This window comes from Rhodoferax aquaticus (assembly GCF_006974105.1).
Classification (GTDB): Bacteria; Pseudomonadota; Gammaproteobacteria; order Burkholderiales; family Burkholderiaceae_C; genus Allorhodoferax; species Allorhodoferax aquaticus_A.
This window is the reverse complement of sequence record NZ_CP036282.1, coordinates 290788-315005: the sequence shown is the minus strand read 5'-3', so window position 1 is coordinate 315005 and position 24218 is coordinate 290788. Positions and strand designations below refer to the sequence as shown.

27 protein-coding genes are annotated in these 24218 nt (G+C 60.7%); 15 read left to right on the top strand and 12 right to left on the bottom strand.

Annotated features, from left to right (window positions below; genetic code table 11):
• Positions 1–148 precede the first annotated feature (148 nt).
• The 5 genes from EXZ61_RS01480 to EXZ61_RS01460 all read right to left on the bottom strand — a co-directional run bounded on the left by EXZ61_RS01480 (position 149) and on the right by EXZ61_RS01460 (position 3464).
• Positions 149–724 carry a hypothetical protein gene (locus tag EXZ61_RS01480; RefSeq protein WP_142808400.1) on the bottom strand — a complete coding sequence of 192 codons (576 nt, stop codon included), beginning with the start codon at positions 722–724 and terminating at the stop codon, positions 149–151.
• Between the two features lie 159 nt (positions 725–883).
• Positions 884–1291, bottom strand: a complete 408-nt coding sequence (locus EXZ61_RS01475; RefSeq protein WP_142808399.1) for a WapI family immunity protein — start codon at positions 1289–1291, stop codon at positions 884–886.
• Positions 1292–1640: 349 nt separating this feature from the next.
• Positions 1641–2108, bottom strand: a complete 468-nt coding sequence (locus EXZ61_RS01470; RefSeq protein ID WP_142808398.1) for a hypothetical protein — start codon at positions 2106–2108, stop codon at positions 1641–1643.
• Between the two features lie 131 nt (positions 2109–2239).
• Complete coding sequence (locus EXZ61_RS01465; protein ID WP_142808397.1) at positions 2240–2932, bottom strand: hypothetical protein; 693 nt, start codon at positions 2930–2932, stop codon at positions 2240–2242.
• A gap of 118 nt (positions 2933–3050) precedes the next feature.
• Positions 3051–3464 (bottom strand): hypothetical protein, encoded by a 414-nt coding sequence (locus EXZ61_RS01460; protein WP_142808396.1) that lies wholly within the window; start codon positions 3462–3464, stop codon positions 3051–3053.
• 217 nt (positions 3465–3681) lie between these two features.
• On the opposite strand from EXZ61_RS01460, the gene EXZ61_RS01455 reads away from it, so the two are divergent.
• Together EXZ61_RS01455 and EXZ61_RS01450 are read left to right on the top strand one after the other, a co-directional pair.
• Positions 3682–3924: a hypothetical protein gene (locus EXZ61_RS01455; RefSeq protein WP_142808395.1), complete on the top strand. Its 243-nt coding sequence runs from the start codon at positions 3682–3684 to the stop codon at positions 3922–3924.
• Between the two features lie 38 nt (positions 3925–3962).
• Positions 3963–4571 carry a DUF2306 domain-containing protein gene (locus EXZ61_RS01450; protein ID WP_142808394.1) on the top strand — a complete coding sequence of 203 codons (609 nt, stop codon included), beginning with the start codon at positions 3963–3965 and terminating at the stop codon, positions 4569–4571.
• Between the two features lie 165 nt (positions 4572–4736).
• On the opposite strand, the gene EXZ61_RS01445 is transcribed toward EXZ61_RS01450, so the two are convergent.
• Positions 4737–5078, bottom strand: a complete 342-nt coding sequence (locus EXZ61_RS01445; protein WP_142808393.1) for a gamma-glutamylcyclotransferase family protein — start codon at positions 5076–5078, stop codon at positions 4737–4739.
• A 257-nt stretch (positions 5079–5335) separates the two neighbouring features.
• Positions 5336–5686 (bottom strand): hypothetical protein, encoded by a 351-nt coding sequence (locus EXZ61_RS01440; protein ID WP_342590562.1) that lies wholly within the window; start codon positions 5684–5686, stop codon positions 5336–5338.
• Between the two features lie 109 nt (positions 5687–5795).
• Between EXZ61_RS01440 and EXZ61_RS01435 the strand changes: the two genes are divergently transcribed.
• The 3 genes from EXZ61_RS01435 (at position 5796) to EXZ61_RS01425 (ending at position 9509) form a co-directional block, all read left to right on the top strand.
• On the top strand, positions 5796–6383 hold the full coding sequence (locus tag EXZ61_RS01435; protein WP_237219052.1) for a LysE family translocator: 588 nt from the start codon (positions 5796–5798) through the stop codon (positions 6381–6383).
• Positions 6384–6392: 9 nt separating this feature from the next.
• On the top strand, positions 6393–7859 hold the full coding sequence (locus EXZ61_RS01430) for an aminotransferase-like domain-containing protein (protein WP_142808392.1): 1467 nt from the start codon (positions 6393–6395) through the stop codon (positions 7857–7859).
• 264 nt (positions 7860–8123) lie between these two features.
• Positions 8124–9509 carry a homoserine dehydrogenase gene (locus tag EXZ61_RS01425; protein ID WP_142808391.1) on the top strand — a complete coding sequence of 462 codons (1386 nt, stop codon included), beginning with the start codon at positions 8124–8126 and terminating at the stop codon, positions 9507–9509.
• A gap of 21 nt (positions 9510–9530) precedes the next feature.
• On the opposite strand, the gene EXZ61_RS01420 is transcribed toward EXZ61_RS01425, so the two are convergent.
• Positions 9531–10136 carry a class I SAM-dependent methyltransferase gene (locus EXZ61_RS01420; protein WP_142808390.1) on the bottom strand — a complete coding sequence of 202 codons (606 nt, stop codon included), beginning with the start codon at positions 10134–10136 and terminating at the stop codon, positions 9531–9533.
• Between the two features lie 191 nt (positions 10137–10327).
• Between EXZ61_RS01420 and EXZ61_RS21845 the strand changes: the two genes are divergently transcribed.
• From EXZ61_RS21845 to EXZ61_RS01395, 6 genes are read left to right on the top strand one after another with little or no spacing between them, the layout of a single operon-like run.
• A complete protein-coding gene (locus EXZ61_RS21845) occupies positions 10328–10501 on the top strand; it encodes a hypothetical protein (RefSeq protein WP_168224642.1) in 174 nt (57 codons plus the stop codon).
• A complete protein-coding gene (locus EXZ61_RS01415; RefSeq protein WP_142808389.1) occupies positions 10498–10944 on the top strand; it encodes a DUF3429 domain-containing protein in 447 nt (148 codons plus the stop codon). The genes EXZ61_RS21845 and EXZ61_RS01415 overlap by 4 nt, the downstream gene beginning before the upstream one ends.
• Positions 10941–11213 carry a TIGR03643 family protein gene (locus tag EXZ61_RS01410; RefSeq protein WP_142808388.1) on the top strand — a complete coding sequence of 91 codons (273 nt, stop codon included), beginning with the start codon at positions 10941–10943 and terminating at the stop codon, positions 11211–11213. Before EXZ61_RS01415 ends, EXZ61_RS01410 begins: the two co-directional genes overlap by 4 nt.
• Before the next feature lie 12 nt (positions 11214–11225).
• Positions 11226–11336, top strand: a complete 111-nt coding sequence (locus tag EXZ61_RS22330; RefSeq protein WP_142808387.1) for a deoxyribodipyrimidine photo-lyase — start codon at positions 11226–11228, stop codon at positions 11334–11336.
• A 27-nt stretch (positions 11337–11363) separates the two neighbouring features.
• Positions 11364–11528 carry a DUF2256 domain-containing protein gene (locus EXZ61_RS01400; RefSeq protein WP_142808386.1) on the top strand — a complete coding sequence of 55 codons (165 nt, stop codon included), beginning with the start codon at positions 11364–11366 and terminating at the stop codon, positions 11526–11528.
• Positions 11525–13099, top strand: coding sequence for a cryptochrome/photolyase family protein (locus EXZ61_RS01395; RefSeq protein WP_178084828.1), 1575 nt, complete (start codon positions 11525–11527; stop codon positions 13097–13099). The genes EXZ61_RS01400 and EXZ61_RS01395 overlap by 4 nt, the downstream gene beginning before the upstream one ends.
• Here the strand turns inward: EXZ61_RS01395 and EXZ61_RS01390 are convergent.
• A complete protein-coding gene (locus EXZ61_RS01390; protein ID WP_142808385.1) occupies positions 13096–14016 on the bottom strand; it encodes a LysR family transcriptional regulator in 921 nt (306 codons plus the stop codon). The genes EXZ61_RS01395 and EXZ61_RS01390 overlap by 4 nt on opposite strands.
• Before the next feature lie 111 nt (positions 14017–14127).
• Here EXZ61_RS01390 and EXZ61_RS01385 point away from each other — a divergent pair, with 111 nt between their 5' ends.
• On the top strand, positions 14128–14970 hold the full coding sequence (locus tag EXZ61_RS01385) for a pirin family protein (RefSeq protein ID WP_142808384.1): 843 nt from the start codon (positions 14128–14130) through the stop codon (positions 14968–14970).
• Between the two features lie 85 nt (positions 14971–15055).
• Positions 15056–15748, top strand: a complete 693-nt coding sequence (locus EXZ61_RS01380) for a DUF3334 family protein (RefSeq protein ID WP_142808383.1) — start codon at positions 15056–15058, stop codon at positions 15746–15748.
• A gap of 55 nt (positions 15749–15803) precedes the next feature.
• Here EXZ61_RS01380 and EXZ61_RS01375 read toward each other — a convergent pair whose 3' ends face one another.
• The 3 genes from EXZ61_RS01375 to EXZ61_RS01365 form a co-directional block, all read right to left on the bottom strand.
• On the bottom strand, positions 15804–17276 hold the full coding sequence (locus EXZ61_RS01375) for a hypothetical protein (protein ID WP_142808382.1): 1473 nt from the start codon (positions 17274–17276) through the stop codon (positions 15804–15806).
• A 3-nt stretch (positions 17277–17279) separates the two neighbouring features.
• Positions 17280–17876, bottom strand: a complete 597-nt coding sequence (locus EXZ61_RS01370) for a chalcone isomerase family protein (protein WP_168224665.1) — start codon at positions 17874–17876, stop codon at positions 17280–17282.
• 403 nt (positions 17877–18279) lie between these two features.
• Complete coding sequence (locus EXZ61_RS01365) at positions 18280–19068, bottom strand: tRNA-uridine aminocarboxypropyltransferase (protein ID WP_425353599.1); 789 nt, start codon at positions 19066–19068, stop codon at positions 18280–18282.
• A 192-nt stretch (positions 19069–19260) separates the two neighbouring features.
• Here EXZ61_RS01365 and sbcD point away from each other — a divergent pair, with 192 nt between their 5' ends.
• Positions 19261–20496 carry an exonuclease subunit SbcD gene (gene sbcD / locus EXZ61_RS01360; protein WP_142808380.1) on the top strand — a complete coding sequence of 412 codons (1236 nt, stop codon included), beginning with the start codon at positions 19261–19263 and terminating at the stop codon, positions 20494–20496.
• Positions 20493–23951 carry an AAA family ATPase gene (locus tag EXZ61_RS01355; protein ID WP_142808379.1) on the top strand — a complete coding sequence of 1153 codons (3459 nt, stop codon included), beginning with the start codon at positions 20493–20495 and terminating at the stop codon, positions 23949–23951. The genes sbcD and EXZ61_RS01355 overlap by 4 nt, the downstream gene beginning before the upstream one ends.
• The last annotated feature ends 267 nt before the right edge of the window (positions 23952–24218 follow it).

Here is a 24218-nt window from a genome sequence, read left to right as displayed (position 1 = left end):
TCCAGAAGACGGTCATTGAAACGCTACGACTTCACCCATTAACGTCGAAGTTGAGCCGCGAGCGGCGGCTGGGCACGGAAGGCCCAGAATGAAATGCGGGCCTGGAGTGACCAGCCGTTGCGAGTCGGCTCGAACGCCGGGTTAGGCCTCACTGCGATAGCTCCTCAATGTATTGTAGGTATGTGCTCGGCGTGGCATTCAGGAGCGACCACGCACGTTTGTAGCAGCCTGAAGGCAACTGGCTGTCAAGAGCGACGACCTGCTCAAGCGCCGCAGGGTCTTTGGTGTGCAGCAGCGACGCCTTTTGGAGTGCCAGCAGGTGCAAGTGATTTCGGACGCAAATGGGTTGAGATGAGTGCTGGGCAAGTAGCGGCGACATCTTGGGAGTGTTCCGCGAGACGAACCCGTGCAATGCCTCGTGGAAGACTGTGTCGATCTTGTATCGCATCGGTACAGGCTTGGCCGTGAAGCTGCGCAGTGCGTAGCGCATGTTCACCGTGACCCCGAAGAATGAGTTGGAAGGCTGGTCCGTAAGAGTCAGATGGACTGTCTCGGGCGCGGAGAAAGGCTTCTTGGTCGTGGCCGCTACGGCTTCGACGAGTGCAGGACCAATCGACTCCCAAAGTTTGACGATTTCTGGAAGTCGTTCATTCAGTTCGATGGACCACTCTGCCTGGACAGACTGACTTTCGGCCTTTTGGTCGAATACAAAATGCGTGGTCAATCCAAGGTCAGCTGCGGACGCTGAGGTTGCCGCTAGTAGTAGTGCTGACGCTGTCGGAATACGCATGCTTTTGGTGAGGCCTAACGTTGGAGGCAACTGGGCCGCAACATTTGCGGCGGAGCCGCCTCCTGATGTTGTGGGTCCGCGTTGGCCGAAATGTTAAACATCATGCTTCTCCGAGGGTAACAAGGCTTCAAGAACACGCAAGGGCGCAGGCAAGAAAGTTTGATCTAAGCCGAGATCGAACAATAACTTGTTTCCAAAGGTTGCCTCAGACCATGCAACGCCGCGCACCTCAATATGACCGCCCGCAGTACCCACAAACTTCAAAGTGAATTGTTCGTCTCGCGGAGATAGCGTTGCCTCGCCCTTCAACGTTTCATATAGCGTTCGAAGTTGAGTGGTGAAGGGGACCATGTCCTCTACATCAAGCAAAGGGCGAATACTCGCATTGAAACAATGAACCGCAATTTCAACCTCGGCTTGAGCCCAGCCCTGCTCGCAGTAAGAGCCCGGCAGCGTGATCTTTACGTACTCGGTCTTTGTGCCGAAATAGACGACGCTCATGTGATGTTTAACGTTCACGCTCAACCGACGCCGAAGGCAGTCGGCTGCAGCACAAGGTTAGACAGCATGGTGGCCTGAATCTCAAGAGACACCTCCGGAATGTGCAAGCCGAACCTTGAGTTTCGTGATGAGTTCTTCCTGTCTTTGGGTCAGACCACAAATGCAGTTCGCTGGGTCAAGAACAGCGGAACCAACGGCATCAACGGCAGGGCAGTCTGGATCGTGCTCAGCGTACGAGCCCAGAAAGATTCGTAATTCACCGATTAGAGGATCTTCGATATTGCTCATGTGGACTGCTGTCTAACGTTGGAGCCAAGAGGCGCCGCAGGCGTCCGACTTGGGCGCCCCGTTAAACGACCATTTCATGGCGCCAGCCCTCCGTGATTCGTTTCACCAAAAGAGTGTCGTTGATGACACCTCTGAGAGGAAGCGTTTCCATTCCGGGCTGCAAGTCTCCGATGCGCCATTCCTTGCTTCCATCCCAGAGCCACCACAGCCTCTTTTCATTTCCTATACCAGCGCTGGAGCGAAACAGCGGAAACACGCTCGCCTCGGGTGACAAGGGTTGCGCTCCCACTATTTGGACTATCCCTCTGCTACACGCAGCACCTAACGGAAAGAAAGTCAAAAACTGCGGCGCCGCAACGCTGACCCATGAGAAGTCATCCGGTCTCTTCGTGAACACTTGAGGTAGCACGCGAAGCAGCGCGCCGTATGCCGCATGCTTGTGCGTGTATTGAGCGTAAGCTAACCCGGAACCCACTGTGATTTCAATGACATCGCCGATTTTCGGTCGGGTACGCAAGACAGGTGTCATGGCCGTTTAACGTTTGAGCTGAGCCGACCGTGGAGGCGAGGCCCACTGGCCGACGAGGCCAACATGCTACTGCGGCCTGGGCGGCCAGTGGGCCTTGCCGGAGCGGGTCGGCTCCAGCGAAGGGTTAGCCGTCACTTGCGGGACGGCGGAAGTTGAGGTCCTATGTAGTCGACCCAGGCCTTGACTTTGGATGCGTCGCCCATCTGGTCGAGGTCAATCGGCCGCACCTTGGAAGGTAGGTCACGCAATTCCTGCCATCGCTTTGCGCCGTCTTCAACACTCAAAAGAATAGCCGTACCGTGCGAGACAAAGAAGAACTCGCGTTGATTCTTGCCAAAGACGTCTCGGTACGAGATCGACAGTATTGACTTCGGTCCTTCGACTCCAAGTCCATCGGGGAAAAAATTCCTGGCTGTCTCGCTCAGCGATAGGAACTTCTGATGATTCCTGTGACCGACGAGCGTTGCAAGCTCGCCCTTCTGTCGTCCAGTGTTGAAAGTCGAATGAAAGTACCCGTTAAGTGGCTGTTGGAATACTGGCTCTCCATATCGCCCGATTTCAAGCCACGTAATCGACTCCGAGTCGAAGTTCTTGACAGGTCCGCCGTCTGACGAGACGACTATGTGGCGGTCAGTGAACTTGCTGCCATCAGGATCTTCCTTTAGAAGCGGTGACTGCACCTCAATCTGTGGAGCTAGGCTAATGACTGCAGCTTGCGCTTGAAGATCCGCGGCCTTGTATTGAGCGATCGATGCAACGACGCTGGCCGTCGTAAGAACGATACCTAGCAGAGAGAAGACGGTTGTCGGACGGATGCGGCGCATATGGTGGGTTGTGACGGCTAACGTTGGCGATGATTGGGCGACATCGGTGTGGCCAATGTCGAAGAATGGATGCAGCGCTGGCCACCGGTGGCGGTCCAATCGATCAACATGTTAAACCTCAGGCCACGACGCAAGTTGCCTCCTCGGCTTGTACTCGAACTGCGAAGCCCGACATAAACTCAAATATGACGTGCATGTCTTCGTCCACTCGTTCGATTGCTCCGTAGCTCTCTTCTGAAGTTTTGTCCGCAGCCACGACCAACACGGTACCTAAGCAATCATCTTCAGTAAATGGTTTCTTCAAGTCCCGGGATTTCGCAGACAAGTGGCTTACGCCTCGCATTTGTATTTCAAGATTGTGGGGCGTATTAACGGGCACCCAGTCACCAATGCACCGTTGCCACCGCAAGATCAAAGTCTGATTGGCGACGTCATACGCCAGACCACTGAAATTGAAGTTGTTGTGCAAGTCGTAGCCTGTTTCACCAACAGTGATTTCTACATCAGAAAGCGTAAAGCCGTGAAAGCGCATATGAGGCTTAACGTAATGTCCAGAGCAAAACTTGCTCTATAAGCTGGCCGCTGCTCCATAAGTTGGACATGAAAAACTCCTAAAGATGGCTTGCAGTCTTGCTTGCGGAGGTTTTGCCTGAAATTTATACAGTTATCAAAACATCGAAAAACCCCGCAGGCTTTTTTCGAGCGATTCTAGCCACGGACAGGCCAATTTTTACAAATGCGAGCGCCAGTTGTATGACTGCAATCGCGGCAAAGCAGACTCGGCAGCCAAGGATAAACCTTGGGCTGTGACGCGTGGGGGCGGCTGGCTTGCCGCCATGTGGACGGCCCACACTGCAATGCGTTACCAGCGCAACCGGCCGCACACACCGCTGGACGTGGTGGAGCGCCGTGCGCTGCTTGACCTCGGTCTCATTACGCAGCAACATTCTCCAGTTGGGCTGCTGCTGCCGCACCCTGCGGTGGCGGTCTGAAGCGTCACATTGACAACATTGAGAAACTGCGAGACCACATGGCTACATGGAAACTTCATAAGCTGCAGTGGCCGCTTGCGGCATTGAGTGTGGGTGTGGCGGGCTATGCCTTGGTGGCCTACAGCTTGGTTCCGTTGGGGAATTTGGTGCACCCGCAGATGAAGCTGAGTTTTGAAGCCCATCGCATGGCCATCCTCACGCATATCTTTTGCTCTGCGCTGGCCATGCTGCTGGGTCCATGGCAGTTCATGCCGGGCCTGCGCGCGCGCCAGCCCGCGCTGCATCGCTGGAGCGGACGCCTCTACCTGCTAGCGGGAGTACTACCGGGTGGTGTAGCCGGTTTGTATGTCGCAAGCTTTGCATTTGGTGGCGCAGTCAATCAGCTCGGCTTTGCCATGCTTGCCGTGTTGTGGCTGTTTAGTGGCTATGCCGCCTACCGCGCGATCCGCAATGGCAATATCCAGGCGCACCGGCAATGGATGTTGCGCAACTTTGCGCTGACGTTTGCAGCGGTCACTCTGCGCATTTACCTCGGCACTTTTGCGGCCATGGGCATCCCGTTTGAAACCTTTTATGCGTGGCTGGGTTGGCTGTGCTGGGTCCCCAATGTGTTCGTTATTGAGTGGTATGCCCGCCGCAACCAGTGATTGACACGGACAGGAAATTCAAACCCATGGGGCCAACTATGTGTCGGGATTGGGGCTAGCTAAGGATTCAGTCGCACTAAGCGCTCGGGCTGTTGATTTGCACTGAAAACCAAGTTCCCTTCAAAACACTGAAATTTCGCAAGGCTGCCCTTGCAAAGAGAGCCTTTAGGTTTGGGCAGATGACTGGCTTAAGACATAGATGTAGGCATCGACCAATCCTCGATCCAGATGTACCTTAGTCTCTACGCGCTCGTAGCCACTTCCTTCAAATGCATCCAAACGTGGCAAATGCGCAGCCAGCTTGTCGGAACTGAAAAGGAAACCCTGAACTTCCCCACCGTTGTGGTCTAAGACTATCCCTGGATAGCCTACCTTTGCACCCCATCCTTCTTGCAACAGTGTGCCCCTCACTGTGCCGGACTCCCACGTTCCGGGAATGTCGGCAAGCACATGTTCGTTGGGCCTACCGGGCGCCAAAGTGCCATAGACGAATAGGTGGTTAAGCATGATTTGTGGGATTTAAGGGTTTAAGTGTTGAACTACTACTTGTGGAGCGAAAACAAATGCTGCAAATGCTACCGCTTTACGCTACCCAATGCCATGAGACGACTATCGCGGCTAAGCATTGCTCTATCGAACCTGCGAGTGCATGGCGTTCTCAAGGAGTTCATCTTGATCACGCAGTCATGCTTGGGCAGTTCTGTACTGGGACGAATACCCCACAAGCACTAACGGGTGCTGGCAGTCGATGGCACAACTGCCCCTCACCCAATCACCGACCACCCCGCATGGCGGTTGACTTTGTTGTTCTCGTATTCCCAAATCGTGCCGCAGCGTTCGCAGCGGTATTTGGTGATGGTGACAGCGCCGTGCTTGTGTTGCACGGTGCGGTGGGTGCCTTGCATGAGTTCGGGGTGGCCTTTGGCGCGGCGCCAGTTTTGTTGCACGCCGGCGCAGGACTCGCACAGCTCCGCTTGAGGGCTTGCTGGTTCTGGGGTGGTGTCTTGGGTCATGGAGTGCTTTACAAAGTTAGGGGCCACGGTGGCACATGCCGTGCGGCGCAGGGGGTGATTGTCGCCCAGCGCGCGCATGGGGCTTAGGCCAGAGGCTTGCACTGTATGGTTGCATCCACTGATACAGCGCATGCACGGCACACACAGTCTGTGCCTTGGCACACGCGGGGTAGGCACCTACAGTCAAAGGCCTAACTGCTGGAGAGCGCCCGTGTTGACCGATTTACTGCCCTTGATGACCTATTGCTTTGTCATGTCTAGCACCCCGGGGCCCAACAACGTGATGCTGGCCACCTCTGGCGCCAAGTTTGGCTACCTAGGCGCACTGCCGCAAATTTTGGGGCAAAACACGGGCGTGGCCATTCAAACCTTTATCACCTGCATGGGCTTGGGCAGCGTGTTTGTGGCCTACCCTGTGTTGCACCAAATACTGCGCATTACCGGCGCGGTGTACCTGCTGTACTTAGCTTGGAAACTCAGCGGCAGCTCCATGGGGGCTGCCCGTGAGAGCAAGCCGCTCACCTTCTGGCAAGCGGCGCTGTTTCAAGGCGTGAACCCCAAAACTTGGGTGAAGTCTGTCACCCTGGCCTCGGTGTTCATGCCGATTGGTATGAGCCTGCCCATGGGTGCGTTGCTGGTCACAGTGATTGGCAGCCTCATTGGCTTGCCCAGTGCGTCTATGTGGGCCTTGTTTGGTGTGGCCATTCGCCAGCTGCTGACCGACCCCATCAAACAACGCGTTTTCAACCTGACCATGGGTGCCATGCTGGTGGTTCTCGCGGTGAGCTTTCTGCGCTAACCTTGGCCCATGTTTTCGCTAGACCGCAACGCCCCCACCGCGCTGGCCGACCAGATTGAGCTGCGCCTGCGCGAGCTGATTGCGGGCGGCCAGCTGCCAGCCACTGCGCGGCTCATGTCCATACGCCAGTTGGCGGCGCAACTGGCGGTGAGCCCCAACACCGTGGTCACGGCCTATGACCGCTTGATGGCGCTGGGCCTGATCGAATCGCGCGGCACGGCGGGCTACTACGTGCGTGAAACCCGCAACACCAGTTTGCCTGACGCCTCCGCACTCGAAGCGGGTGAAGAACAAGACGGCGTGTGGCTCGCGCAGCAGGCCAACGACCAACCCACGGGCCTCTTGTTGGCCAGCAGCGGGGCGCTGCCACCCTCTTGGCTCGAAGATGGTGTACCCGCCGCAGTGGTGCACCGCGGCTTGGCGCGGGCGACAGCGGGCATGGCCTCGCGCTGCCCGCCGCAAGGCCTGCCGGACTTGCGTGAACGCATTGCCATGTTGTTGCGTGGCCAGGGTATTGCCGTAGATGCGGGGCGCATTCTCACCACCTTTGGCAGCACCCACGCCATTGACCTGATCTGCCGGGCTTTTTTGCAGCCCGGCGACACCGTGCTGGTGGAAGACCCAGGCTACTTCTTGATGTTTGAGCGCCTACGCAAAGACGGCATTCGCATCATCCCCATCACCCGCCGCCCCGATGGCATGGACTTGGAGCAACTAGAAACTGCCTGCCGCGAGCACCGCCCGCGACTGCTGTTCATCCAAACCGTGCTGCACAACCCCACTGGCTGGGGCAGCAGTGCCGCCAATTTGCACAAGGTGCTGGTCATGGCCCAGCAACACGGTTTTTTGATTGCAGAAGACGATGTGCACGGCCACTTCCACTCAGGCCACGCCACGCGCGTGGCCAGCTTGTCGGGCCTGGACCGGGTAATTTACTACTCCAGCTTTTGCAAGGCGCTGAGTCCCGCTTTGCGCATGGGCTACATGGCCGCAGACCACTCGCTGCTCAAGCTGCTCATGCGCGAAAAGATTTACTCCATCCTCACCACCCCAGCGCTCAACGAGTATGTGATGCTGGAGGTGTTGAGCGCAGGGCGCTGGCGCAAGCACTTAGACCGGCTCAACACCAAACTGATGGCGGCACGCCAAGTAAGCGCGCGGCTCCTCACTGAGGCAGGCATTGTGCTAGACCACCCCGGCGAGGGCGGTTTGTTTTTATGGGGCAAGGTGCCCGCTGGCACTGACCTAGAGCTGCTGGTGCAAGACGCTTACCGCAACAAAATCTTGCTGGTGCGAGGCACCACGTTTTCCGCCACCCGAGACTACGACGCCCACATACGCTTCAATGCGGTGATCAGCCAAAACCTGCGCGTGTCGAGCTATTTGAGCGAGCGACTGCAGTCTTTGGCGGGTGCGCGCGAGGTACTGGGCCGCGCCCACAAGGCCGCCAGCGAGAGCGCCAAGCGCAAGGCCTAAGGCTTGCCTGCAAGCTCGTGCGGCTAAGGCCGTGCTATGCTTATTCCCATGTTGTGTAACTCCTATTGGCTCCCCACCCCCGCTGCTACGGCTGCGAAGGAAGTGGTGCGCGCAAGCAAAGCGTCGATAGGCACACACATGATTACCACCATGACAACCACGGCCGCCTGAGCGTCGTGCAGGTGGCCGTACTGGCTGCCTGGTGGTGTTTCTCTCTGAACAACCCAGCTAGGCAGCTGGAGTAGCAACTGTTTGGAGAGTTTGATGTACCAAGATCCTGCGTTTAGTCGTTCCAATCCTCATGTGGCAATCCCGTCCGCCACGGCCACTTCCATGCCCCCATCCATCGCGCCACTGCGCGTAGGTCTGCTCGGTTTGGGCACTGTGGGCTTGGGCACCTACACCGTGCTGCGCCGCAACGCGGACCTGATTGCTATGCGCACGGGCCAAGCCATTGAAGTGGTCGCTGTGGCGGTGCGCAACACGGCACGCGCCCAAGCCCTGCTGGCGCCCGAGGTCACCCTGCTGAGCGACCCGTTTGCGCTGGTGGACCTGCCCGAGGTGGACGTGGTCGTGGAAGTGCTGGGCGGAACCACTGTGGCTAAAGACTTGGTGCTTCGCGCCATCGCCAATGGCAAGCATGTGGTGACCGCCAACAAAGCTTTGTTGGCCGAGCATGGCAACGCGCTTTTTGCCGCAGCCCAAGCGCAAGGCGTGGTGCTGGCGTACGAGGGTGCGGTGGCGGTGAGCATCCCCATCATCAAAGCCTTGCGCGAAGGCTTGAGCGCCAACCGCATTGAGTGGTTGGCAGGCATCATCAACGGCACCAGCAATTTCATTTTGTCGGCCATGCGCACCCAAGGCGTGAGCTTTGCCCAGGCCCTGGCAGATGCCCAGGCCCAAGGCTTTGCAGAAGCCGACCCCACCTTGGACGTGGAAGGCGGCGACGCTGCGCACAAGCTCGCACTGTTGGCATCCAACGCCTTTGGCACGCCTTTGCAATTTGCACAGGTGCATACCCAAGGCATCACCCAACTCACGGGCGAAGACATCGACTACGCCGCGCGCTTGGGCTACCAAGTCAAGCTCTTGGGCATTGCCAAGCGCAATGAACAGGGCTTGGAGTTGCGGGTGCAGCCTTGTCTACTCCCGCAAGACCATTTGCTGGCCCAGGTGCATGGCTCCATGAACGCGGTGATGGTGAAAAGCGATGCTGCGGGCCTCACCATGTACTACGGCGCAGGTGCAGGCTCAGAGCAAACCGCTTCCGCCGTGATTGCCGACTTGGTGGACCTGTGTCGCAGCGCGCGGCTGCCTGCACCGTTGCGCGTGCCCTACTTGGGCATTCAAGCCAGTGCATTAAAACCCTTGCCTGTGTGTAACACCGGGCATGCGCAGAGCCGGTTTTATGTGCGCTTTAACATCGGCGCGCACACCTACTCGCCCACTGAGCTGCTTGCGCAATGCCACGCTGCAGGCTTGCCCAAGGTAGAGCTGCACTCGTTTAGCGACAAGGGCGAACAGCTTGCTGTGGTGCTGCTAACCCAAGCGCTATCACCCAACGCGCTGGACGCTGCATTGGCCGCACTGCGGCAAGTTGGCGCAGTGCGTGGCGCAGTGCACACCTTGCGCTTGGAAACGCTGCAATAGGCAGCTGGGCGTGCTCGCCCGTTAAGGGCCCGCACGCTCCAGCGCAAACAGCGGAAGCTCGGCCTTGCGGCTGAGCCACAGCCCTCCGCCTATCTCGATAAAGTGGGCTTGCAAGCCCGTGCGGTACAACTTGGCAGGGTGTTTGAGCAGGCGTGGGTCGGTCAAGGTGTCGTCCACCACGTCTTGCTCCCAGTCCTCGCGGGTCACAGCTTCGATGTACAAGGCACCGTGGCACAAAGCACCTAAGTTGGCCAAGGCCCGCTGCAAGTCTGGTGCGCTGAGGTAGGGCAACACACCTTGGCATATCACCAAGTCAAACGGCGACTTGGCCCGGTAGTCCACCACCGAGCCCTGCGCCCACCCATAGCGCTCGCACAGGTAGGTGCTGAACTCCACGCCTTGGTAGCGCGCTTGCGGGTAGTGCTTGCCCACCACATCGCGCCACAGGCCAATGCCACAGCCCACATCCAGCACACGCTTCACCGGCACGCGCAGGTACTGCAAGTAGCTGCACACAAACGCGCCCAAGCGCTGCACATGGCCAGGGTCGACCACGCTGGTTTTTTTATCAAAGTAAAAGCGCTGGTAATACGCCTCGTCAAACACATCGGCCGTTGCAGACTGCATGGGCAAGATTCTCCATCCGTGAAACGCCCAGCCCACCGGGGTCTGTCCATCAAGCGCACGGGCTAAGTATCGCCGCAGCACTAGACCCTGATGGGGGCAATTCCCTTAGAGCGCGCGGCCTTGCGCTCAAAGCGACAAAATCCACGGTTCAACCAATCAACCACCAGCCCCGGACCCTTTGGAGACCTCTTATGCAAGACGACGAACGCTGCTGCGGCACAGGCACCTGCATCATTGATGCGAAAGGCCGCTGCTGGTGCGGCCAACAGTGGGACGGCGAAAAAATGTGCCGCCCCACACCTGCTGTGGCACACGACACAACGCCACCTCCCCCTCAAGCTGCGCAAGAGCCAGACCCCGTATGAACACCCCATCCACCCAGCGCCCCAACGCCGCCGTGCTGGCATTGGGCTATGCCGGTCTGCTGCCGTTTGTGGGCTGCGCAGTGGCCATGCACCTCGTAGCCGCAGAGCAGCAAGGCCGAGTGCTCTACGCTTTGCTCTCGTATGGGGCCACCATCGTGAGCTTTTTAGGTGCGATCCACTGGGGACTGGCCATGCGCGAACCCCACAACCGCACCCTCACATGGGTTTGGGGGGTGCTACCCAGCCTGGTGGCGTGGTTGGCCTTGTTGCTGCCACCCGTGCTGGGGGCTTATGTGCTGGCGGCTGCCTTGTGGACCTGCTTGGCAGTAGACCGGCAGGTGTACCCACGCTTTGCACTGCAAGGCTGGTTGCCCATGCGCTTGGTGCTGACCTGCATCGCTAGCGCGGCTTGCGTTCTGGGCGCTGTGGCATTGGCAGCATGACCCGTGCGAGCACGCCAGGCATCTGGTCTTTGACGGAGGGCGAGGTCTCGCGCATTGTGGAAATGGCGTGGGAAGACCGCACCAGTTTTGAAGCGATTGAAGCCCAGTTCGGCCGCAACGAATCTGCGGTGATTGACCTGATGCGCAGGCACATGAAGCCATCGTCTTTTCGCATGTGGCGCAAGCGCATGGCCGGGCGCACCACCAAGCATGCGGCCCTGCGCGGGGCTGTGCATTTGCGCCACCGCGCGAGCCACACGCGGCCCTAGGCTGCAACAGCCATGGCAAGCACGCGGGCGCTGGTCTGGTTCAAACGCGATTTGCGGGTGCATGACCATGCACCCCTGGTGGCGACGGACGCCCCATCACCACAGGGCGACCTGTTTGCCTGAGCCGCGAGAACTGTAAGCACCACCCCCATGAAAAACGACTTCAAAGGCAATAAGCAATCCCTGCCCCGCAAGCCCTGCGCGGTGTGTGGCCGCACCATGACCTGGCGCAAGGCCTGGGCCAAAAACTGGGAGAGCGTGCTGTACTGCTCAGACGCTTGCCGCGCCAAAAAGACGTTGAAGCAAACGCCATGAGCGCCCCGCTGTCTGCCGCCGTGCCGACCCGCGTACGCAAGCTGGTCATTGTGTTGGGTGACCAGCTGGATCTGCAGTCCACCGCGCTGCAGGGCTTTGACGCTGCCCAAGACCTGGTGTGGATGGCCGAGGTGCGCGAAGAGTCCACCCATGTGTGGTCGGCCAAGCAACGCGTCGCCGTGTTCCTAAGCGCTATGCGCCACTTTGCAGACGCGTTGCTACGGCAAGGCCTGCCCGTGGCCTACACACGCCTAGACGACCCCGACAACCAAGGCACGCTGGCCTTGCAACTCGCCCACGCTATTGCCCGTTACCAGCCCGTTGGCCTGGTGCTGACGGCCCCCGGCGACTGGCGCGTGCTGCAAGACTTGCGCGCCGTGGCGGCCCGGCACCAGCTGCCGCTGGACCTGCGCGATGACACGCACTTTTTCAGCACCGTGCGCGAATTTGCAGCCCACGCCAAGGGCCGCAAACAGCTGCGCCTAGAGTACTGGTACCGCGAACTCCGGCACAAGCACCGCATCCTGATGGACGGCGATGCACCCATCGGTGGCCAATGGAACTTTGATGCAGACAACCGCGAGTCATTTGGCAAGCAAGGGCCACAGAACGTGCCAGCGCCCACCCGGTTTGCGCCAGACGCCACCACGCAAGCTGTCATCGCTTTGGTCAACACCCAATTTGCGAGCCACCCCGGCCTGCTCAACAGCTTTGGCTGGCCGGTCACCCGCGAGCAGGCACTGGTGGCGTTGCAGGCCTTTATTGCCGAGCGTTTGCCCTTGTTTGGCAAGTACGAAGACGCCATGTGGGCAGGCGAAGCCTGGCTGTACCACTCACACCTGAGCTGCGCGCTCAACCTCAAGCTGTTGAACCCGCGCGAAGTGGTGCAGGCCGCCGAAGACGCCTACCGCAGCGGCCACGCACCGCTGGCCGCGGTGGAGGGTTTTATTCGGCAGATTCTGGGCTGGCGCGAGTATGTGCGCGGCATCTACTGGACCCAAATGCCCAGCTACCTGGAGCGCAATGCCTTGGACGCGCAGGCCGACTTGCCCGCGTGGTACTGGACGGGCGACACCGATATGGCCTGCCTCCAAGACGCCATCACCCAAACACTGGAACACGGCTACGCCCACCACATCCAGCGCCTGATGGTGACGGGGCTCTACGCGCTGCTACGCGGTGTGCGGCCACAGGCGGTGCACGCCTGGTACCTCAGTGTGTATGTGGACGCGGTGGAGTGGGTGGAGTTGCCCAACACACTGGGCATGGGCCAGTTCAGTGACGGTGGCCTGATGGCAAGCAAGCCCTATGTGGCCAGCGGCAAATACATCCAACGCATGAGCAACCACTGCGCAGGCTGCAAATACGACCCTGCGCAATCGACCGGACCACAGGCCTGCCCTTTCACCACCCTGTACTGGGACTTCTTGGCACGCCACGAATATCTATTAAAAAAGAACCCCCGCATGGCCATGCAGCTCAAGAACCTGGCGCGGCTGGACACGGATGCACGCGCAGCCATTGCCTCGCAGGCGCAAGCACACCGCGGGCTGCCAACGCGTGGGCCCTAAGTAGCAGGCTGAGCGCCCAGTTGCGCCGCCAAGGGCACCATGCGCTCCACCACCATGTCCACAAAAGCGGTCACCGCAGGCGGCACATGGCGGCGGCTGGGGTAGACCACATACAGGTTGCCCACGCTGCTCGCTATACCCGGCAACACCTCCACCAGACGGCCTGTTTGAATGCTGGTCTGCAGCAAGTTGAAGGGCAGCAAGCAAATGCCTAGGCCCGCCTCTGCCGCTTGGCGCTGGGCCATGCCGGTATTGGCGCAAAACCGGCCCGTCACGGGCACTTGCACCGGCCCCTCTGGCCCCACCAAGCGCCAGAGCGACGGGCCCGCTTTGCCGCTGGCGCGTATGCAGTCGTGCTGGGTCAGCGCCCAAGCATCGGCCGGGGTACCGCGCTCGGCCAGGTAGGCGGGGCTAGCCGCCAAAGCCAAAGTTCCGCTGGCCAAGCGGCGGGCCACCAAGCTGGAGTCTGGCAACTCGGCGCTGCCACGAAAGGCCACATCAATGCCCTCGCCCACAAAGTCAGCCATGCCATCGCTGAGGACAAACTCCAGCTGCACTTGGGGGTAGCGCTGCAAAAACTCTTGCACCCACTGCATGCGAAACGACTCAAAAAACCCCGCCGTGGCGGCCACCCGCACCGCGCCCTTAGGCGTTTGGCTTTCGCCGCTGAGCGCGGCAGCCGCGTCGGCCAATGCGTCAATTTGCGTCACCGCGCGGTCAAACAAGGTGCGGCCCGCATCGGTCAGGCTCAGTTTGCGCGTGGTGCGCTGCAGCAGCCGCGCCTGCAGCGTGTCTTCAAGCTGCGCCACTTGGCGGCTCAAGGTGGTGGGCGGCACACCCAGGCGTCGCGCGGCTTGGGCAAAGCTACCCGCTTGCACCACCTGCACAAACAGGGCGATTTGGTTGAGGTCAATCACGGTATTACGCTCAAAAATGGCACAGTGAAATTCATTTATTGCGTCTACACAAGCAATAGGCTGCATCCTAAGCTACAGGCATGGGTTCAACCCACTTTTATGGAGCACAACATGACCTTCTCTTCCACCACAGAGCGCCGCATCGTGCACCGCACACGCGGAAGCAGCCACGGCCCAATTACGCGTTTGGTCAGCCCTGGCGATGTGGGCGAGCTTATCAAGCCCTTTATTTTTCTGGACAGGTTTGAAGCACCCGCGGGGGGACCCAAGCCGCAATTTGGCATGCACCCACACTCGGGCATTGCCACCTTGACGTATTTGATCGACGGCCGCGCCCAGTACGAAGACACCACCGGTGAGCACGGTGCCCGTGGGGTGCTGCCCACGGGTGGCGTGGAATGGATGATGGCCGGCGGCGGCGTGTGGCACCGTGGCGGCCCCGCAGACCAAGGGCGGGTGCTGGGCTTTCAGCTGTGGGTGGCCATGCCGCCTGCGCTAGAGCTTGCCAGCGCCTACAGCCAGTACCTGGACCCGCAAGACATTCCGCACGCAGGCCCGGCGCGCGTACTGCTCGGCAGCTATGGCGGCCACACCAGCCCCATAGCCGCGCCCTCCAACATGGGCTACCTGGGCGTACACCTGAGCGCAGGCGAATCTTGGACCTACACGCCCCCAGCGGGTCACACGGTGGCATGGCTGGCGGTGGGGGAAGGCCACTTGTCCGCGCCTAGCCCGCTGAGCACCGGCGATTTGGCCGTGTTTGAAGAGGGCAATGCGTCAATCACCCTCACGGCGCAGACCGACACCGTGCTGGTGTTTGGCACCGGCGAGCCACATCCCCACGATTTGCACATGGGGCCGTACTCGGTGCACACCAGCCCCCAAAGCTTGCACCTAGGTCAGAGCGGCATACGCGATCGCGCAAATACCTTGAAAGCGCAAGGGCGGCTATGAAACACACGCTGAAAGGGGTGGAATTCTCTGATTGACTCCAGCGTTTGGCGCTGTACATTGGTGCCTTGGATTAGAGAGGCACATCATGGTAAAAATTTGGCAAGAGCCAGCCGTTGTCTACGGCACCGAAGACATTCTCACCAGCCTATGCAATTCGGTCACCCGGGTGCTGTCGGTGGCCACCCAGTGTCCGATCCAATACTCCGGCATGGTGCAGCGGATTGGCAAAATTTGCCTCAAGCCCGACATAGGCTGTTTTGTTCTGTTTGACGGTGGGTTTTCGGGTCTGGTGGTGCTGAACTTCTCGTCTTCGGCAGCGATGGAACTCTATGAGAGTTATATGCTGAGCATGGGCATGCCCAAAAGTGAGCTGGCTAACTCCCATACCTCCGACGAGGTCAGCAACATCCTCGGGGAGCTGATGAACCAAATGGTGGGCGATTTCACCAGCAAAGTTCGCCGTGAGCTGCAAACCAATATCACCCAGAGCCAGCCCAAAATGCTGGTGCTGACCAAACAAGTGATGTTGAGCGTGGACACCCAGCTAGACCAACCCGAGTCGCGCCGCGTGACCTTTTACACCGGCAAGAACAACATCTTCTACCTTGAGCTGGCCATTGACCGCACCGAGTTCATCAAGTTGCATGATTTTGATGCGGAGGAGCAAGTTAACCCAGATGAGCTGATTGCACAAACCAACGCGGCCGTTCCCGAGCAGGCAGCCGCGCCGGCCGCCCTCGACGACCAAGACGAGTTGCTCAAGTCCCTGGGCATGTAAACCGGCCTGCCCTGAGCGCAGCAGCGCCGGGGTGGACCAAGGGCTGCGCCGTGCTTCACGGAAGCATGGGCTCCATCAGCAGCTCAAACCTGCGCTCCAACAGGTGCGCATCATCAAAATGGCGCTCTCCCACAAACGCTGTGGCGTGGTGTCCCCATTGGCGCATTTGCCCGGCAGACGCAATCCCCATGGGCCAAAAGATAAAGCGCTCTCCCCGCTGGGTACCGGGGATCAATCCATCATGGCCGTAAGCACTGCGGGTGGCAAGGGCATCGCCAAGTGGGCCCGCTGTGCGCTGCGGCAGGGCGCGCAGTGCGTCTTGCGGCAGCACTGCCAGGGGCACCTGGTGCACTGCAGCGTTTCCGACGCTTGCACTCGGCTCCAGGCTCACCCGTTCCAAGTAGTGCGTGCGCGTGGCAATGCGCAGCACCACCCGTTCAGTGGCTTGAGGTGCTGCCAATGTTTGCGGCACAAATGCCCATTCAAGTTCATCGGGCGGTGCAGCAATTGCCTGCGCAGAAGGTGTGGTGATGAAGTAGTGGTAGCAGCCGCAAGGGTGGATGGTGTCGTAGAGCAGCACCTGGTTGCGCGGGCCCAGCGTCACGCGCCAAATCAATCCATCGAGGTGGCCTGCCAACAGGTCGCCAGGGCGGCTCGCAGGCCGCGCACCAAACCACACGGTGTACACCAGTTGCCGCAAGGTCTGCCCCTTGTAGCGGGTGTAGCTCACAGCGGTGTACACCGTGGGCTGGCTGGTTTGCACCGCTGGGCGGCCTTGGGCAGGGTCCCACGCGAGCGCGCCGATCTGGTCGTCGGGCAGCGTTTCTTCCTTCTCGAATACGGGCTGGTGCTGGTGCAACAGCAAGGCCTCTTCTCCGGTGTCCACCGGCCTGTCCAGTGGCACATAGCGCACTAGCTTGCCGCCATCCGGTGTTTGCAAGGGCCGGGTGAAGGCGGCGCTTACCGCACGCAGCTCGCGCTCCACCCCGGCGGTGAAGGGGTAGCGCGCAAGGGCATAGGCCCCCAAGAACCGTTGGCCAGCACGGTAGCTGGACGCAACGGCCACGGAACTGCGTGCTGGTTTTAGCACCTCCATGAGCCGCGATGCACAAGCTTCGGTGCGTTGCAGCACATCGACGCGCGTTGCTCGCAGCAGGCCCAAGGTCATGTCGGGCAGGTTGCTGATTTCGGCTGCCCGGGCCGCACGGTCCAGCGCACGCATGGCGGGCAGTACCTCGCGGACAAAAGCTGCATCGTCCACGCGTGCATCCTGCGCCAGTGCTGCGGTAAACCGGTTGGTGCGCAAGTGCGGATGGCCAGCAACGCGGGCCTCTTGCGCATCGGCAACTTGCGCTTGCGCCACTGTGGCATCCAGTTGCGTCAACCATGCGACGCAATCGCGTTCTTCTGGAGCGAGGGGTTCGGTGGAGAGATGCCGCGAATTGGGGGCCAGACTCGTACAGCCGACCAGCAGCGCCACTGCCAGCGCCAGTCCCAAGCACGCAATGGAGTACGGCGCTTTACCCATGGCCTAGGGCTTTGGCGGGGCATCTTGTGCGAGCAAGGCGGCACGCAAGTCAGGACGCTTGGTTTTGGGGTCTAACCAGATCTTGAAGAACGCCTCACTGAAGGCAGTGTCTTGGGTTTCTCCAATCAACCGCCCGTTGAGGAAGAAACGGGCACCATTGCCCGGCACATGCACGCCAATGAGTTGATCGCCCGCCTTAACGTCGGTGAAGGTCGCATCCATCCAAGCGCCCCAAGCCACGATCTGTTCTGGGGACGAAGCACTGATGCGCTGCAGCTCAATCAAAGAGGTGTTGGAAATGTCTCGCCCTTTGATGCGGGTGGCATAGCGAATCTCTAGGGCAAATGGTCGGGTGAATGCAAAGGGCGCATTCGCAGAGGGCAGCCACAAAGTGGCATCGTAGGCTTTGAAGCCAAAGAACCGAAGCACACCGCTGCCCGCAGCTCGCCAACCAGCGCCGTAGGCGGCCAACTCAGCAGGCGCAACCACAGCAGACGGGGGTTCCTGCGTTTGCGCAAAGCTGGGCGTCCCAAACACCATGAGGCACGCGGCGATGCACGGAACCAAAATTTTGAAGGTTGTCGCACGGAAAGGCTTCATGGTCGGGGCTCCGGTGTCGGTGGGTGTGCACCCAATGCCGTCGCTAAAGTCGTGAAACTGCCAGCGGCAAGCGCTGTGTCCACCCAGTCTTTGGCCTGTGCGGACAGTGCCACGCCGAGAGACAACACCGACGCGATACATAGCTTTTTCATAAATTCTCCGAAGAATTCAATCATCGAAACCCGCCAAACATGTGGTGCACGCGAATTCTATACAAAACAGTATCCTTATGAACTAAGTGGTATTTATTGATACCGTCTAGTTCAACTTCATTGATTTTAGTTCTTGGAAGAAAGTTGTAGTGAAACCAAGGACCTTGCGCAAAGGACTCGCCTCGGGCACCCAATGGGGTAGCCGAGTTGCGCGGTGCATGGCTGCTTCGGATAGCGCAAGCCCGGGTGATTCAACCGCCCTTTAGCTGGGCAAGGCGCAGGTGGTCTGCACTGTCGCGGTTAGGTGGGAGTTGGTGTTTGGCTTGCAGGTAGTGGTGGGTGTAGATGCCCAGGTAGCTCTCTAGCGTTTGCGCCGCCACGGTTTCACCCGCTAGGTCTAGGCACAGGGAGGCCACCTCGCTGGTGCAGAAGTGGTCATCGCGGCGCGAGCGGCGCAGCTGGTAGCGCGAGATCTGCTCGGGCTGCAAGCTCAGCACCGGAAACGGGTTGAGGTAGGGGCTTTTGCGAAACATCTTGCGCGCCTCGGCCCAGGTGGCGTCTAGCAAGATGAACAAGGGGCGCTTGGCCTTGGCATCCGCATCGCCCGGCACGGGCAAAGCATGCACCACGCGCTCAGGCGGCACAAACTCCCCCGGAAACACCACATAAGGCTGCCACTGCGGGTCGGCTAAGAGCGTCAGCAGCGCGGGGGCTACCTCGGTGCGGGCCCAGCCAAAGGCAAAGGTATCGGGCACCACATCGGCAATCAGCCAGCCCGTGTTGCTAGGCTTGAGCGGCTCAATGTCGGCCATGAGCAAACACATGCCCGCGTGCGTGGGCAGCATGGGGCGCAAGGCACAGATGCAGTGGCTGGGCACCAAGCGGCAGCCCGCGCAGCGTTCCCCTTTGATACCGCCGCGCGCCAGAAATGGCTTGGCACTGCGCGCCAAGCGCTCCGCCCGCAAGCGCGAGACAGCGTGCGGCATAAGGGCGGGACGGGGTGAGTCGGTCAAAGGCAAAGGCAGCGGTGGCTGGGGCATGGAAACAATCAAACGTGGGCTCGCACTCTAACCGCACTCAGCGCCATGCGCTTTTGAGACCACGATGCGCCGCGCAAAGCCACCTTAAAAATAAGTCCGCCACAGGGGCGCAAACGCACCGATCCACAGACAAAATCATTGCTTCCACCAGACTGCCCTCGCCCACCGGGGCATCCCTATTTGAAACTGACCATGCGCATCCTCCACACCTCAGACTGGCATTTGGGCCAGCACTTTATGGGCAAGAGCCGACAGGCAGAACACCAAGCTTTGGTGGACTGGCTGCTGGGCGCAGTGGACGCGCATGCGGTAGATGCGGTGCTGATTGCGGGCGACATTTTTGACACCGGTGCGCCGCCTAGCTATGCGCGTGAGTTGTACAGCCAGCTGGTGGTGCGCTTGCACAGCGCGGGCGTGGCCCTGCTGCTGCTGGGCGGCAACCACGACTCGGTGGCCACACTGGGCGAGAGCCGCGCCATGCTGGCCTGCCTCAGTACCACTGTGGTGGCAGCGGTGGGCAAGCCCGAAGACCAGCTGGTGGTGCTGCCGGCCCGTGGCGGCAAGGGCGAGCCCGGCTGCATTGTGTGTGCGGTGCCCTTCGTGCGCCCGCGCGACGTCATGCAAAGCCAAGCGGGGCAAAGCGCACACGACAAGCAGCTTTCTATGCAGGCCGCGCTGCAAGGCTATTACGAGGCGGTGGTGCAGGCCGGGCGGGCACGCCAAGCCGAGCTGCACATCACACTGGGCCGCACGGTGCCGCTGATAGCCACCGGGCACCTGACCACCGTGGGGGCGAGTAGCAACGAGTCGGTGCGTGAGATTTATGTGGGCGCGCTGGAGGCCTTTCCCACCTCGGCATTTCCGCCGGTGGACTACGTAGCTTTGGGCCATATCCACAAGCCGCAAAAGGTGGGTGGCCTCGCGCACATCCGCTACTGCGGCTCGCCCATCCCCCTGGGTTTTGACGAGGCCAAGCAAACCAAAGAAGTGCTCTTGGTCGACCTAGACGCCAGCGGTTTGCAAGCTGTCACGCCGCTGGAGGTGCCGCGCTTTCAGCCCCTGCTCTCTGTCAGCGGCAACTTGGACGCCTTGGCCCAGGCCATTGCCAGCGCCGCTGCGCAAGGCAGCGCCGAGAAACCTGTGTGGCTGGAAGTCACGGTGATGGAAGACGACTACGTGAGCGACCTGCCCGCCCGCGTCAGCGCCATCACCCAAGGCCTGCCGGTGGAGGTGCTGCGCGTGCGCCGCCAGCGTGGCACGGCCGCTGCCGCGCTGGTGCAAGAGGCGCTGGAGACGCTGGACGAACTCAGCCCGCATGACGTGTTTGCCAAACGCTTGGCACAAGAAGACTTGAGCCCCGAGCTGCACGCCGCCCTAGACCAGCGCTACCGCGAAGTGCTCAAAAGCCTGACGGAGGACGCGGTATGAAGATCCTCAAGCTGCGGCTCAAAAACCTCAACTCGCTCAAAGGCGAGTGGACGATTGACTTCACCCAAGCGCCCTTTGTTGAGAACAGCCTGTTCGCCATTACCGGCCCCACGGGCGCGGGCAAATCCACCCTGCTCGACGCGATTTGCTTGGCGCTGTACCACGAGACACCGCGCTTGAAGAGCGTGTCTAAAGCTTCCAACGACATCATGACGCGCCACACCGCCGACTGCTTGGCCGAGGTGGAGTTTGAAGTCAAAGGCGCGGTGTACCGCGCGTTTTGGAGCCAGCGCCGCGCCCGCGACAAGCCAGACGGCGCACTGCAAGACCCAAAGGTAGAGCTGGCGCGCATCGACCCCACCACGGGCAGCGGCAGCATTGTCAGCAGCCAGACTGTGGACAAGCTCAGGCGCGTGGCCGACATCACTGGCCTGGACTTTGCGCGCTTCACCAAATCCATGCTGTTGGCACAAGGGGGCTTTGCCGCCTTCTTGAACGCCAGCGCCAACGACCGCGCCGAGCTACTGGAAGAGCTCACCGGCACCGAGATTTATGGCGACATTTCAGCCCAGGTGTTTGAGCGCGCGCGTGACGCCAAGCAACAGCTTGAGCAGCTCAAAGCGCGCGCGCAAGGCGTGGCACTGTTGAGCCTTGAGGCGCGCACCACCATGGAAACTCAGCTCGAAGCCTGGGCGCAAGAATTGGCAGCCGTGCAAGCCACGCACCACAGCGCCCAAGCCCAAAGCCAGTGGCTGCACAACGTGGCGCGTAGCGCGCAAGAGTTGCAGGCCGCGACTGCCGCTTTGGCGGACGCACAGGCCGCGCTGCACGCCGCAGCACCCGAGCTACAAGGCCTAGCCGACAGCGCTCCCGCGCAAGCCTTGCAACCGCTGCACGCTGCGTGGCAGCACGCGCAAGGCGCATGTGCAGCCAGCCACGCCTTGCTTGCCGACTTAAGCGCCCAGCGCAAGGCCAGCGCCAGCGCGCACCGGCAGCAGCACGCACTGGCCCACACCCTGGCTGCGCGCGTGCAGCACATCGCGCAAAGTCAACTCAGCCAAGCGCAGCACGAACACCAGCGGCATGCGGACTACTTGGCCGCGAACCCGCAGCACGCCCACTTGGGCGAGCGCCTGGCCCTATGGCGCCAGCAGTTTGCGCAGGCCGACACGCTGCAGGCCAAGCTGGGCGCGCAGCACAGCGCAGTGCAAGCGCAGCTAGGTCAGATCACGCAGCAGCAACACGCCTTGGCTGCGCAAGTGGCTTCGGTGGAAGCCGCGGCCCGTGGCCACACCACCTCCTTAGCCGCGCTTCAGACAGCAGAAGACGCGCAAACGCAGCGCTTAGGCGGGCGCAGCATCGCAGAGCTGCGCACCCACTGGCAAGCGGAGCAAGGCCGCACCCATGCCTGGCAGCACCTCGGCCAACTGGCCCACCAACGGCGCGAACTTGCCGAGCAACAAGAAGCGTTGAGCAGCGCTTTGCGCCGGGGCGAGGCCAAGGTTGTTGAGCAGATGGCTGTGGTCGCGGCGCTGCGCGAGCAACACAAGTCGCTCAAAGAACAAGTGGCCGACAAGCGCCTGCTGCTGGCGCAAGAGCAGCGCATCCAAAGCCTGGACGCCCACCGCCACGCCTTGCAAGCGGGCGAGGCCTGCCCGCTGTGCGGTGCCATCGAGCACCCCTCCATTTCCGCCTACCAAGCCTTGGATGTATCGGCCACCGAGGCAGCGCTGCACACCAAGCAAGCAGAGCTAGACGCTTTGGTCGCCCAAGGCCAAGCCGCTGCCGCAGCTTTGGAAGCTACCAAGGCCCAGCAAACCGAGCGTGACCAACAGCTCACCCAACTCATGCAACGCGTGGCACCGTGGCTCAGTGCATGGACAGCAGCCTTGGCTGCCTTAGGCGCAAAGCCAGCACTACCCGTCGACGTGTGGGAGCACCCCGACACCTTGGCCGCAGGCCAGCAAGGTGCTGCGCAGGTCTTGGGACAAATCAAGCTCAATCTGCAAGCGGCCGAAGCGGGTGAGCAAGCCCTGCAGCATGCGCGCAGCGCCGCACACCAAGCCGCGCAGACCTTGCAAGCCGCCCAACACCAGCACGCCCTCTTGCAGCAAGCCCTGCAAGACGCACACACCCGCCACACCACGCTCACACAGGCTGTGCACGCAGCGCAAGCGGAACTTGAAGCATTGCAAGCGCAGCTGCAGGCCACGCTGGCCGAAGCGGGGTACGACTGGCCTGCCGACGCCGCACCGTGGCTGCACGCCCGCAACGCCGAGTGGCAGCAGTGGCAGCACACCCAAAGCCAGCTGCACGGGCTAGACCACACCATCACCCGCTTGCAAGTCCAATGGAACAGCGCACAAGCGCAAGCCCACACCTGGGCGAAGCGCTGGGCCGCACTGCAAGGCAGCGAGGTAGCGCCAGAACTTGCCCCGCCCACGCTGGCCGATAGCGACGTGCCCGCCGCGCTTGAGGCCTGCGTCAAGTCGATAGACCCACTGGTACAAACCATGGCAGCTCTAGAGGGCCGCACTACCCAAGCACAAGTCGCGCTCGACCAGCAAACTCAGGCCCTCGCAAGTGCCGAACAGGCATGGCAATCCGCGCTGCAAGCCAGCCCCTTTGCCACGGTCGAGGCTTATGCGGCAGCCCTCTTGTCTGAGCCAGAGCGGCAACGTTTGCACACGCTTAGCACCCGCTTGCAATCCGCACTGCAAGCGGCCACGGCACTGGAGCAAGCCGCTCATGCAAAGCATGCAGAACTGCAGGCCCAAGCCCTCACAGCGCTGACGCTGGAAGACATCAGCACCACGCTGGCCAGGCTAGAGGCACAGCGCAGCACTTTGAGCGAACAGATAGGCGCAAAGCGCGCCCTGCTCACCCAAGACACGCAGCAACGCCACAACCAGCAGGAGCTACTGGCCCAAATCAGCGCGCACACCGAAGATGCGGACATCTGGCAGCGCCTAGACGGGCTCATAGGCTCTGCCAAGGGCGACAAGTTCCGCAAGTTTGCGCAAGGCCTCACGCTAGACCACCTGCTGCACCTGGCCAACCGCCACCTGGCTCGCCTGCATGGCCGCTACCTGCTGCGCCGCAAGGCCAGCGGCGAGCTGGAGCTAGACATCGTGGACGCATGGCAAGGCGACGTGGCCCGCGACACCCGCACGCTCTCAGGCGGCGAAGGCTTTTTGGTGAGCCTGGCGCTGGCCTTGGCGCTCTCTGACTTGGTGAGCAACAAGACCTCCATCGACTCCCTGTTCTTGGACGAAGGCTTTGGCTCGCTTGACGGCGACACCCTAGAAATTGCCCTCACCGCCTTGGACTCGCTCAACGCCAGCGGCAAGATGATCGGCATCATCAGCCACGTAGAAGCGCTCAAAGAGCGCATTCCTGCCCAAATCCGCGTAGAAAAAGGCGGCGGCATTGGGTACTCGCGCTTGGTGGTTTAGCTAGCGCATCTTCAGAGGCAAATGGGCCTCTAGCGCCCATACCGCAAGCGCAAGCAGCTATCAAAACTCTAGCAACCTGCGCTAACGGGTAGTTCTGAAGACAGGTCGCCCCTGATCCATCGTCCCAAGTCGCCACGCGCTTGCATCATTTCTTCCAAATGGCCAAAGCGCAAGGGGCAAGCTGCGTACCAGCGGGCGCACACATAGCAAAGCACTCAACAGCAATTGCAAAGCCGTTTTTACAAAGACACGCCGTTAGCTTCCTCA